The 11,782-nt window shown below is 35.0% G+C and carries 12 protein-coding genes; 5 read left to right on the top strand and 7 right to left on the bottom strand.

The genetic code is table 11. The features are described 5' to 3' along the window. Positions 1 to 268: 268 nt before the first annotated feature. The 3 genes from M902_RS12455 to M902_RS12445 all read right to left on the bottom strand — a co-directional run bounded on the left by M902_RS12455 (position 269) and on the right by M902_RS12445 (position 3,047). On the bottom strand, positions 269 to 715 hold the full coding sequence (locus M902_RS12455; RefSeq protein WP_021268627.1) for a YiiD C-terminal domain-containing protein: 447 nt from the start codon (positions 713 to 715) through the stop codon (positions 269 to 271). Positions 716 to 845: 130 nt separating this feature from the next. Next, positions 846 to 2,225, bottom strand: a complete 1,380-nt coding sequence (gene dbpA / locus M902_RS12450; protein WP_021267986.1) for an ATP-dependent RNA helicase DbpA — start codon at positions 2,223 to 2,225, stop codon at positions 846 to 848. 69 nt (positions 2,226 to 2,294) lie between these two features. After that, on the bottom strand, positions 2,295 to 3,047 hold the full coding sequence (locus tag M902_RS12445; RefSeq protein WP_021267805.1) for an arylamine N-acetyltransferase: 753 nt from the start codon (positions 3,045 to 3,047) through the stop codon (positions 2,295 to 2,297). A 407-nt stretch (positions 3,048 to 3,454) separates the two neighbouring features. On the opposite strand from M902_RS12445, the gene M902_RS12440 reads away from it, so the two are divergent. Next, positions 3,455 to 5,848: a methyl-accepting chemotaxis protein gene (locus tag M902_RS12440; RefSeq protein ID WP_021268432.1), complete on the top strand. Its 2,394-nt coding sequence runs from the start codon at positions 3,455 to 3,457 to the stop codon at positions 5,846 to 5,848. 59 nt (positions 5,849 to 5,907) lie between these two features. Here M902_RS12440 and M902_RS12435 read toward each other — a convergent pair whose 3' ends face one another. Both M902_RS12435 and M902_RS12430 read right to left on the bottom strand, forming a co-directional pair. Further along, complete coding sequence (locus tag M902_RS12435; RefSeq protein ID WP_021268221.1) at positions 5,908 to 6,651, bottom strand: helix-turn-helix transcriptional regulator; 744 nt, start codon at positions 6,649 to 6,651, stop codon at positions 5,908 to 5,910. Positions 6,652 to 6,784: 133 nt separating this feature from the next. Then, a complete protein-coding gene (locus tag M902_RS12430) occupies positions 6,785 to 7,162 on the bottom strand; it encodes a rhodanese-like domain-containing protein (protein WP_021268022.1) in 378 nt (125 codons plus the stop codon). Between the two features lie 109 nt (positions 7,163 to 7,271). On the opposite strand from M902_RS12430, the gene M902_RS12425 reads away from it, so the two are divergent. From M902_RS12425 to M902_RS12410, 4 genes are all read left to right on the top strand, one after another. Beyond that, positions 7,272 to 7,805 carry a beta-lactamase hydrolase domain-containing protein gene (locus tag M902_RS12425; protein WP_021267871.1) on the top strand — a complete coding sequence of 178 codons (534 nt, stop codon included), beginning with the start codon at positions 7,272 to 7,274 and terminating at the stop codon, positions 7,803 to 7,805. A gap of 215 nt (positions 7,806 to 8,020) precedes the next feature. Beyond that, on the top strand, positions 8,021 to 8,527 hold the full coding sequence (locus M902_RS12420) for a hypothetical protein (RefSeq protein ID WP_021267766.1): 507 nt from the start codon (positions 8,021 to 8,023) through the stop codon (positions 8,525 to 8,527). 52 nt (positions 8,528 to 8,579) lie between these two features. Next, positions 8,580 to 9,443, top strand: coding sequence for a DUF4423 domain-containing protein (locus tag M902_RS12415; protein WP_021267911.1), 864 nt, complete (start codon positions 8,580 to 8,582; stop codon positions 9,441 to 9,443). 8 nt (positions 9,444 to 9,451) lie between these two features. After that, complete coding sequence (locus M902_RS12410; protein WP_021268696.1) at positions 9,452 to 10,426, top strand: hypothetical protein; 975 nt, start codon at positions 9,452 to 9,454, stop codon at positions 10,424 to 10,426. Here the strand turns inward: M902_RS12410 and M902_RS12405 are convergent. Then, a complete protein-coding gene (locus tag M902_RS12405) occupies positions 10,398 to 11,378 on the bottom strand; it encodes a hypothetical protein (protein WP_156979844.1) in 981 nt (326 codons plus the stop codon). The genes M902_RS12410 and M902_RS12405 overlap by 29 nt on opposite strands. A gap of 78 nt (positions 11,379 to 11,456) precedes the next feature. Then, positions 11,457 to 11,750 (bottom strand): hypothetical protein, encoded by a 294-nt coding sequence (locus M902_RS12400; RefSeq protein ID WP_021268565.1) that lies wholly within the window; start codon positions 11,748 to 11,750, stop codon positions 11,457 to 11,459. Positions 11,751 to 11,782: the final 32 nt, after the last annotated feature.

Genomic DNA, 11,782 nt, shown 5'->3' with positions numbered 1-11,782 from the left:
ATAATATTTAGATGATGAAAAAACCATACCCCATATTGAGATAGTGCAGAACAACTGATTTCAAAGTACCAAAATATGGAACTAATTAAAGTTATTAGTTACTTAAAAGTTAGAAAGTATTTGAGCTAAGTGCACAACTTATAAAGCACCACTTTATGAATGCCTTAGCTTTAAAAGACTTTAACTTCGACATACAGCAGTGACTTTTCAACTTCCCTCGAAGCAATACTTGAGTGGTCACTTACTTCTAACAAAAGAAAAATGCGAATTATAAAGTAGCGACAAAGCGGCCCTTAAAGCTTGCTCTTATACTGTCTCCTACCATAATCTTCGAGTGAACATTTAAGCGTCCGACCTTTCTGCGTTTAAGAGATCGAATGAAGATAGCAACTGAAACCTCGTCAATTTCTGCCACAGCTTCAAAGTCTGAATCAACAGGCATAAGGTAATCAATTTCACTATTTTGAATAACGAGAGATTTAAAATCAATATCGTGAATTTTCATCGTATGATGAGTTAGGAGATAACAAGATAGAATCGCAAGAGTATTGATACTTCCACCAAATGCCGTTCCTTCATAATTAATATTCTTATTTAAAGGAGCCTTTAGTACGATTTTCTGATCATCTACAGTCTTAATCTCAAGATTCATATCCGAGACAACAGGAATTGACTCTAATAGATCACGCTTATACTCTTCGGAAATCTTTTTCACTATAATAACCCCACTAACTCTAAGCTTTTACACAAAGTCACGCACAGACAATTACTTGCTAAAACTCTCCTCATCAAATAACACCTCTTGGGTTAATTGAAAGAGCTCCAATCTTAAAAAGGAATACTCATTAAAGAAATCCTAACTTAAATCTCCTCTTCTTAATTTTTCCTTTTCTAAGACTGTGAACAACATGTTTAATAAGATCAGCTTTAACAGCAATGTAGCTCTTATTCTTTGTTACTAAAATATCTCCGATTTCTTGCGAATTAATACCGGCTTCTCCAACAATTGCTCCCACAAAATCACCAGGTCTTAGTTTATCCCTTTTACCTGCGAGAACATAAATAGTCGCCATCTCTGGTTTAATACTATACTCATTTTCACCAGAAAGAGCATCTAACCCTTTTAATTGATAATCAGCTTTTTGATATTCACAAATATTCTCAAAGCTCTCTAATTCTTGTTCGACAAGAAAGCTAACAGCTCTCCCCTCATTACCAGCTCGTCCAGTTCTTCCAATTCTATGAACATAAACCTCTGGATCATTAGAAAGGTCAAAATTCACAACAAGATCGAGATCTTTAATATCAATACCTCTTGCCGCAACATCAGTAGCGACAATTCCATTTAAGCTCTTATTTGAGAACATCGTTAGTGCAGCAGTTCGCTCGTTTTGATCAAGGTCACCGTGGATTGACTCAACAATTACTCCGTTCTTACATAAATCATCGGCCACAGTATCAGAAATTCTCTTTGTTTTACAAAAGACAATAAAACGCTTCGCCTGATAGGCGGCCAAAACTTTAATAAGAGCAGACATCTTATCTTTATGAGAATCAAGTTGAAAAAACTCTTCTTTGATATTTGATCCTTCATGAGTAACGTCAACACTAACCCTTACGGCATCATTTTGTAGCCTCTTCCCAAGCTCTTCAATGTCTTCAGGAAAAGTGGCAGAGAATAAGAGGGTTTGACGATTTTTAGGAACATAAGTCGAGATTCGTGAGATATCATCAATAAAGCCCATATCTAACATTCGATCAGCTTCGTCGAGCACATATTGTTTTACAAAATCAAGAATCAGAGCTTTTCTCTTAAGTAGCTTTATTACTCGCCCGGGGGTTCCAACTATTATATGAGCACCATGTCCCAGAGATTTCTCTTGATGGTATTCAGAGCTTCCACCCGTTATCGTTAAAACTTTTAAGTTTGCAATAGCTCGAGCAAGCTTTCTTAGCTCCATGGCCACTTGTTCAGCAAGCTCTCTTGTCGGGCACAAGATTAAGCATTGAGGTCTACTTTGCTTTAAATCAATAGAGTTAAGAACTCCCAACCCAAAAGCAACGGTTTTTCCACTACCTGTTTTGGCCTGAGCGATTATATCTTTTCCTTCAAGAATAATAGGTAGAGCTTCCTCTTGAATAGGAGTCATCTCTTCAAACTTTAAATCTTTTAGGTTTCTCTTTAAACGGATATCAATTTTTAAACTAGCGAAATTATTACTCATAATAATCTTTTCTCTTTTTATTGACGCCTCGTCAACCAAAACAATAAGAGTTAATCACCACAACTTAGTTTAAATTAATCTTCTAACAATCTTAAATAAATCTTCACATTCCTGTTCACTAAAGTGTGCATTGAATTCGCCAGATATAATTTCATACATCTCGGATGCAGATTTAATTTCAATATCTCTTCTCTGCTCACCACATATTTCCGAGTACAGAAGATTACTAATAAATTTTGTCCCATTTTCAGTTTGCTGAGAGAGAACAAGAGATGTTGTAAATTTTGAATCATCATGAGTATTGGTATAGTAATTTGCTACTTTAAAGTCAGCATCATTATAATTAGCAAGGTTGAATTGATAGAGAGAAAAGAAACCATCTTTCTTTTCAATCTCTAGTTGATAATCAATCTCATTTATTTTTGTAACTCGGTAAACTCTCTTATTAAAGCTCTCAATCTCTTCTCCACTCAAAGGTATAACTGCTCCAGGAGTATATGGCCCAAAGCCAACATCGACTAGATATTGCTTATTATCAATCGTAATAACTGTAGCCTGATGAGATCTTGGTTTATCATCTGGTGTATCTCCATAGACAACTCGGCCAAGAACTCTCCGAACCTCCTTTACCCCTTCTTTCAATTGAGAATAGAAGTATTGATTATTTTCAAAGCAGTAACCTCCACGTTTTCTTATAATTAACTTATCGTGAAGACTTTCAGTATCGAGTTTTAAAATAACCCTATTACTAATTAATATATCAATATTGTTGAAAGTATTTTCAACTAAGAACTTTTTGATTTCATTATTTAATTGTTTCATTAATTGCACTCCAATTGATTAAGTATACACCTGTAAATAAAAAGGCCAACAACACTAAGGATATTACCCTATTAATATGACTTCACTCTAAATGCCTCTTGCAGCTCATTCCAGAAATTACTTGATAGCTCGTGGTGTTTGGTGGCTTCCATAGCTAATACTGTAATAATGAAGTTTAGCTCAGACAATAATCTTGTTAGAGCTTAATAAATTTTAATTAGAGTTTTTTTATAATAAAAATCAGGTTTTTTCACCGAGAATCTTCTAACGGATGGTTTTAATTAGGCTTCAGAATTGTAAACAAATTTTCCTCATGACAAAGAAACTAGTGCCTTCTATAAAGTTATTTAGCAATCAATCGATAACCCAATTAACAATATTATTTTATACTAATAAAAGGATAGTTAATGAACATTAGTAAATTTTCCCTAAGTAAAAAATTGGTTCTCGGCTTCTTATTGGCGGGCCTACTACCTTCATTAACAATAACATTCGTGGTTCTTAACAATGTCGATAAGACTCTACATAAGAATGCTGAAAATATGCTTATTTCGGTACGTGAAGGACGAAGCTTTCAACTCGAAGAACTGTATAAAACAATGGGCGGCCAAGTCTCGGCATTGGCCCAAAATATTTCAACTATTGATGCTGCAAGAAAATTCAAAAAAGCTTTCCAGACTTATGAAATAGAAACAAGAACTGATTTCAATGAAGCGAAATCAGCACTCACATCCTTCTATGCTAACGAGTTTGGGGGCCAATATAATAAAACGAATATTGGATATGAATTTAATAGAACAAGTGAAATCATTAGAGAATTAAGCAAGAATGAGTTACTTCTTCAAAACGCATTTATTAGCTCTAATAAGAGTCCTCTAGGCTCAAAAGATGAGCTAGTTTCACTTAAAGATGGATCAAATTATTCTAAAACACATGAAAGATATCATGATGCATTTCGTACATACCTAAATAAGTTTGGTTATTATGATATTTTTCTAATTGATGCTCAAAAGGCCCAGGTTATTTACTCTGTCTACAAAGAAGCTGACTTTGCCACAAACCTTAAAACTGGTCCTTATGCAAGCTCAGGCCTAGCGCAAGCTTATAACTTAGCACTTAATGCAAAATCTAAAGATGCGTTCTTCTTTACAGATATTCAAAAGTACTATCCAAGTTACGAATCGCCAGCACAATTTATCTCCGCACCTATTTTTGAGAATGACAAGTTAAGTGCTGTACTAGTTTTCCAAGTACCAGTTGCTAAGATCAATCAAATTTTAACAAGTGATAAAAAGTGGAAAGAGCAGGGCCAAGGAGATTCAGGAGAAACTTATATTATCGGTAAAGATAAAGTGATGAGAAGTGTTTCAAGAGCTCTTGTAGAAGACGAATCAAACTTCTTTAAAACAATGCATAAAGTAGGACTAAGCGAGAGTGCGATTAATTATATGAAGTCGAAAAAGACATCTGCCCTTGCTGCTAAGATTGATACTCTTGGTGCAGATCGTGTTGTAGACGGAAAAGCTGGAGCTGAAATCTTTAAAGATTATCGTGATGTAAACGTTATTAGTGCATATAAGCCACTAAATATTGCAGGACTTGATTGGTATATCTTAAGTGAAATGGATGAAGATGAAGCTCTTGCATCACTTTATACAGTAAGAAATGTAATCATGACTTTAATTACAATTTCTGGGATTGCAATTTTACTACTTGCTCTAACATTTTCAAAAGCTATCTCTAATAGTCTTGTGAAGCTTGCAGAGGGGCTTAAGGTTGGAGCACATAATGTTCTAAACTCCGCCAACGCTCTTGCACAGAGTTCATCTGATCTCTCATCTGCAACAGAACAGCAAGCGGCCAGTCTGCAAGAGACCTCCGCTTCAATTACTGAAATTTCAGCGATGGTCGATAGAAACTCTGAGAATGCTACTACAACCTCAGACCTTTCAGAAAAAAGTCAGACCAAGGCACAAGAAGGTAAAGAGTATGTAAGTAGTGTAAAACATAAAATTGAGGATATTCACAAAAATAATGAAGTCCTAATTCAAAGTGTAGAAGAAAATAATGTTGAGATTCAAAATATAACAAAAGTAATTGATGAGATTTCAGAAAAAACAAAAGTTATCAATGATATTGTTTTCCAAACTAAGCTACTCTCTTTCAATGCTTCAGTTGAGGCAGCAAGAGCTGGAGAACATGGGAAAGGCTTTGCAGTTGTAGCAGAGGAAGTTGGTGCCCTAGCTGCGATGAGTGGAACGGCGGCCCAAGAGATTACAGAACTACTAGAGCGAAGTATTGGCCAAGTTCACCGCACTGTTGAAAACTCAAAATCTAAAATGTCTGGGATTATTGAGCACGGAAAGAAATCTGTTGATGAAAGTTTAGTTGAGATTAAAACATGTGACTCTGTCTTAAGTGAGATTCTAGAAAGCTTTAACGAAGTAAATAGCTCTGTTAAACAAATCGCTGCTTCATCAACTGAGCAATCAGCAGGTGTAAACGAGATCACAACTGCTGTTCAACAACTTGATGCAGTAACGCAACAAAATACATCAGTTGCACATACTTCTTCATCAAAGGCAGCAGAACTTAAAGAGCAATCAAATGATCTTTCAAGAATTGTCGAAGATATTCAAATGATTGTATTTGGTCAAAATGTTTCAGATGAGCAACCTGTAGTGGCAAGTCCAGTTAGGCCAGTGATCAAGATGCCATTTGCTAAAAAGAAGAAAAGTTTAGAATTAGTGGATGCAGATTCAATTAGTGCAGATGACTCAAGATTTAAAGATGTAATATAAGTGATAGCGCCGCGAAAGTGGCGCTTCTATTTCTCGTCCCTCGACTTTTACTTTTTCATTTACTTAGTAAATACGTAATCTGATGCCCTAAAGTCAGTGGCCAGATAAGACATGAAAGTTATACTTTCAAGCTTCTCACTTCCATAAAGAAGCTCCTCTCTCTTTGACCTCTTAGCAAATTCTAATTGTAAATCATCAAGGGCCTTAAGATAGTCAGTAACTGACTCTTTTTTTAAATAAAAGCTTCCTCTAGATCCACGTGAAGTCTTTTGCTCTAACTTGAATTGTTCCTGGGCATATTCGAAGAAATATCGATCAATATTAAAACTTACCAAAGCTCCAAGTTTAGAAGAGATATTGATATCACTTCCTTTAAACAGTAGCTTTACTCGATCATTTTCTCCCAATTCAATGAGATTAACCTTATCCAAGCTTCTAAGCATTGATAGAGATTCGCTCTTATCAAGGCGGTGCTTTTTAACAACGGCCTTCCAGTCACCATCAGTAGAAAGTAACTCTGTGAAAAAGTGATAGATAATTGGTTCTTTTAGGAATAAAGCTTCTTGTTTATCATCTAACTTTAAGACTGGTTCACTGGACTGCTGAGCAATCGAAAATAACTCTGCTAAATTGATATTTAGCGCATCACATATTTGGTCTAATTTACTTAAAGAACAGTCCTGACCGGCCATAAGCTTCTTAAGGCCCGATTCAGACATCTCGATACGAGCGGCCAGCTCCTTATAATTAACCTTTCTAACTTTCATTACGTCTTTTAGTGCAACAAATACATCATTTCTCATTTCATTCTCCTTGCTATGTAAGTTAATGAAGAGAAAGTAGTTCACCACCGAACTACTTTAAAGAACTACCACAAAAGTACCATTACTTGGAACTAGGAAGCTAATTTAGAGTAAATTTTATCGAATTTATCCCTTATTTTTGATTTAGAATACGAGATAGAGCGTGAACACCACCAGCATTGACTACCTTCTTAAACCCGAGTCTCAGAAGATGTAGTCTGGCCATGGCGCTTCTTCCACCAGAGGCACAGAAGACAATGACCGCTTTGTTCTTATCAAGTTTTTCGTAATCAGAGCCTAAGCGATCGATTGGAATATTAATTGAATTCGGTATTGAAAACCCTTGAAACTCCCCTTCACTTCGAACGTCGACTAATTGAAAATTATTCTCTTTCAATATTCTTTGAACTTCGTTCTTGGCCTTGAAAAAGCGATAAATTCGCCACAAGATAAAGGCGAAAATAAAAACAAAAATCATATTGTGTCGTATAAATTGAATAAGTTCTTCCATATAAATCATCCTATGCCATTATCTTGAATAAATATTTGATGTAGGTCAAATATCATTTAACTATTTAAGTGTATGCTAATTTTAAATCAAATAAACAAAGGAATTATATATGAAATCGATAACAGCTCTTTTTACAACTATTCTCATGGTAGCGTTCTACATTGGATGCTCAACTTCTCACAATGTTGAAAAAACACCAATTATTACAACTTATGAAGAAGCAAAAGTTGTAAGTCACTTAGCTATTGCCCCACAACCAACAAAACCTACATTGAGTAAGGCCAAGAAAGATGGCTATGAAGTTGTAATAAACCTAAGAGGGAAGAATGAATTCAAAGGTTATGATGAAGAAGCAACAGCAAAGATGCTTAATCTTGAGTATCATCAAATTCCTTTCTTCAATAAAGACAAGGAGATCGATGAAAGATCACTAAATGAGATCTCAAAAATCATCAACAATAACAAAGATAAGATGATTTATGTTCACTGCTCAAGTGGAAATCGTGCCGCTGCTTGGTATTTAACTCATCTCTATCAATACGAAGGGCTATCAATAGAAGAAGCTACTAAGACGGCCAGAAAAATAGGCTTAACAAAGGCTCCATTAGAAAAGAGAGTTATTAAGTTTCTAAATGAAAAATAATTTACTATTTTAACTCTCATAGTAATTCAATGGCTTGCAACTTATATAAAGAATTGCAGGCCCCACATCCCTAATCAGGATTCACATATTGTGAAAACATTGTTTGCTATATCGTGAAATTTTATTTACAAAATTCTCACCACTACATAGTTTTAGTTTAGATTTTTAAGAACATAAGATTCAACAGAGTCAAACTAACTATAGGGAGAATTTAAATGAGAAAATTAATTACACTAATTGCAGCACTATTTGTCTCAACGTCAGTTCTAGCAGGAATGCCTACTGAACAAGACTCTTGGGATACTATCAAAGACAACTTCATGAAAGTTACTTTCAATGAGCCTGCATTAAATCTAGATAATGGTGGCGCAATTTCAGTATTCTTCGCTTGTCTTGATGGAGAGACAATTAGAACGAAGAAAATGCTTAAAAGATGTGTAGAGTGGCAACACCGTGGTGGAGACAGAGATAGCATCTGTACTGCTTATACAAGCTACTATGGAACAGCTGAGATCGTAACTGAAAGAGAAAGATGTGTACGCTGGTCACACCAAGGGCAAAGAGATGGCCGTCAGTACTGTATGCAGTATGAAACATACACATATACACACCCACTTTCGTACGAAATTGATGTACATAAAACTCTTCACGGTAGAAGACATGACAATAAACTGGGTAGAAAACTATTCACGAAAAACTACTCTATTGAAGCTTGTGAATAATTAAAAGATGTAGGGCCCTTCCCTAAAGGGCCTTTCTTCACTTAGGGAACAAATGGAAGAAGAACTTAAAATAAAAGATCCAAGAGTTTCAATTTTTGACTTTGAAAATTATTGTGACTTCCTTGTTAAGGCCGGCATGCCTGATGGCCTTTATTCTCATACTGCAAATAACTTAAAAACTTGGGCAAATCGCCTTGGATACAAGTCCCCTAGTTCACTAACAATGGTCATCAAAGGACAAAGATCACCTAGTCTTGAAATGATCAATGCTCTTTCTGAAGATTTAAAATTAGATATGAAAGAGAAGCAATACTTCATGCTTCTGGTTCAACTTGAGAAAGCTCAAAAAAAGAACAAAGATACTAAAGAAATCTTAAAGAAAATTGCCACACTGAACTTAAAAGAAAATGGAATTTCACTCAGTCTAAAAGAGTTCAATGCGATAAGCGACTGGTACTTCCTTGCAATTAAACAACTTATTTCCATGCCTTCATTCGTTGAAGATAATCAGTGGATTCATCAAAAACTTAGAAAAAAAGTTCCCCTCAAACAAATTAAGTACGCAATTGAAACAATGCTTGATACTAAAACTATCGGAAGAGATGAAGAAGGTCGCTTAATTGTTCTAAAAGAAGGGCTTATTACAACAAATGATGTCCCAAGCTCAGCAATTAAGAGACACCATCATGGAATGCTTAATCGTGCTCTTGAATCAATTGAAGAACAATCTGTAAATGAGAGACAAATAACAGCAGTCACAATGAAAGTGAAAGATAGTGATATCGCTGAAGCTAAAAAATATATCTTCGATTTTATTAAAGATTTTAATGAGAAGTTTTCAACAAATAATGCTGACAATCTCTATCAGCTAAATACACAATTCTTTTCCCATACGGATCAAGTTGTTAAGCACTAGGAAGAACAATGAGAAGTTACTTAATTTTAACAGTACTACTATTTTCAAATTGTATTTTTTCAAAAGAACTTGAAAGACTCACCCCTTCCCAAAGCTATATCTTAACAAAGAATTTTAATAAAAAATCTATGCCAATCATTAAGGCATTAGGCTCTGGTGATATTGTTGGAAATGGTTCTGGTCTAATTGAACAAAACTTCACCTTTGCTTATTATAATCTTCAAAATGCAATTTTTAACTGTCTTGGTGACAAGTATAAATGCCAGGTAGACTCTCAAGAAGAATCGATCTTAAGAGAAATAAATCAGGCATTCATCGCTAAGGCCGATATGAAAAGACCCCTTATCTTTGTTAGTAAAGAATTTGCTGGTGATTTCTTTCATAACAAAATCGATATCACATCTCGGATTGCAAAAACCGGCTTTAGTCGACGAGCCCATATTTTTATAAACCTAGAAGAGTCTATATTTATTGCTAATGATATCCCTGCAATGATTAGCATCTTAATACATGAACTAGGACACCAAATTGGAGTTATTAGTCACAGTTTTTTGGATCAGTTAGGGACAAAAGTTAGGAATCAATGGAATGAAAACTGGCAATCTTTTGAATTTGAAATAAATGGGGCACCATTAACACTTCGTCTACTTTCAAATGCAAATAACTATATTAGTTCGAATCTAAGTTATACATATAATGGAAAATTAGAATACCTAGGAGAGACTATTTATAAGTATCTATCTTGTGGAGACAAAGAATTTGTTTATGGTTTTAATTTGAATAATGGCCATTGGCAAAGGCCGATCTATAGTGACAACGAGGCAATTATTAGAATGAACTTTTGGCTAGACACTTATTGTGAGGGCCAAGATAAGATGATCAGAGTTAAGCAAAACGACTTATCAATTGAATTCATTCACAAAGATGGCAAAATTCAAGCGGAGATTATAAACTTTAGAAAGGTTCAATCCCCTCACCATTAATAACATTAATATTGTAGTGTATTTTAGGGCCCCCATCCGATATTGAAGCGCTTAATGAGAAAGTTGAGTTCGAGTTAGGAGCCTTTAAGTCTCCTTCTACTGTACAGACACCTGTAAAAGCACCTTCAAATCCGTAGACCTGACTTTTTATACACTTTAACGAATTCGAATAAATTCTAATATGATGACTTCGTTGGATTTTTTCTTTTTCTACTAAGATCTGGGCCACTAAACCATTTGCAACGGCCTGCTTCTGACACGTCTTCTCGCTTATCTCTAGCTTCTTCTTGTGAATCCTAATACTTGCTTTCCCATCATACATACTAACAGAATCTAATTTCATATACTTTTCGCCAACATAAGCAGCAATTGGAATATTCGAGTTTAAAATAAATCTGTAATCACCACATTTTGCCAGGTAACTATTAAAAGTTAGCCTAGGTGTTCTTTCGATGATTTTATTAGAGATAGTATAGTTATCATCATTAACACCACTTGCTCTAAGAAGCTCGTGTAGAACAAGCCATTTCACATTATCACTTCTTTTAATGTAGTTAAGCCAAATCTCTTCATTTAATGTAATCTGACCTTCACTTGCAAAGGCATCAACAATTGAGCCAGTATTATCAATTAACTTCTTTGAAGTAACTTTGATAAATTTGATATCGAGGATTTCCTCTAAACTGTTTAGAGAGACAAGGCCTTCAATTGATTTGGGATGACTTCTTAGCTCATTTAAGATTTCCCTAGCTTCAGAAATAAAGTAGTGGCGAATATTGTCTCCACCACCACTGCTTCCGACACCAAGTCGTTGAGTTTGAACTTTATAATTCTGATAAAAGTCTTTCTTTATCTCCTTAGGAATCTTTAAGGATGGTACGCACTTTACTTGCTCAGCTAGTGCAGACTGAACCAAGAATAAAGATGTTATAAAGAATAAGCCTTTCATCATATCTCCAAATTTATCATCAACTAAATGATACACATGTCTTTTTGAAATAATTACGTCCAATGTCCGTAAACTAGACAACTACTCTTCACATTGAAGCATTAACACATTGTATGAAAATTCCCTTACAGAGATCATAAAATCACAACTTGAGTTTGGCGCTTTTAGATCACCTTGAACAAGACAATAACCAAGCTCCTGCTGACCCCTTCCACTCTCAGAAAAGCATTCAAAAGATGTAGGTTCAATATTAATTTGAAACTCTTCTTCAATAACTAGCTGATCTGTGAGAATTCGTGAGCTTAAATCTGAGGCGCTGGCCGCTGCCACAGAAAGTGAAATTAAAGAAAATAATACGTAAATTACTGTTTTCATGTATATCTCCATTGATATTTATTAATGTGTAG

The sequence above is a fragment of the Bacteriovorax sp. BAL6_X genome (assembly GCF_000443995.1).
Classification (GTDB): domain Bacteria; phylum Bdellovibrionota; class Bacteriovoracia; order Bacteriovoracales; family Bacteriovoracaceae; genus Halobacteriovorax_A.
Note: the sequence above shows the minus strand (reverse complement) of the source record. Positions and strands in the feature narration are given on the sequence as shown.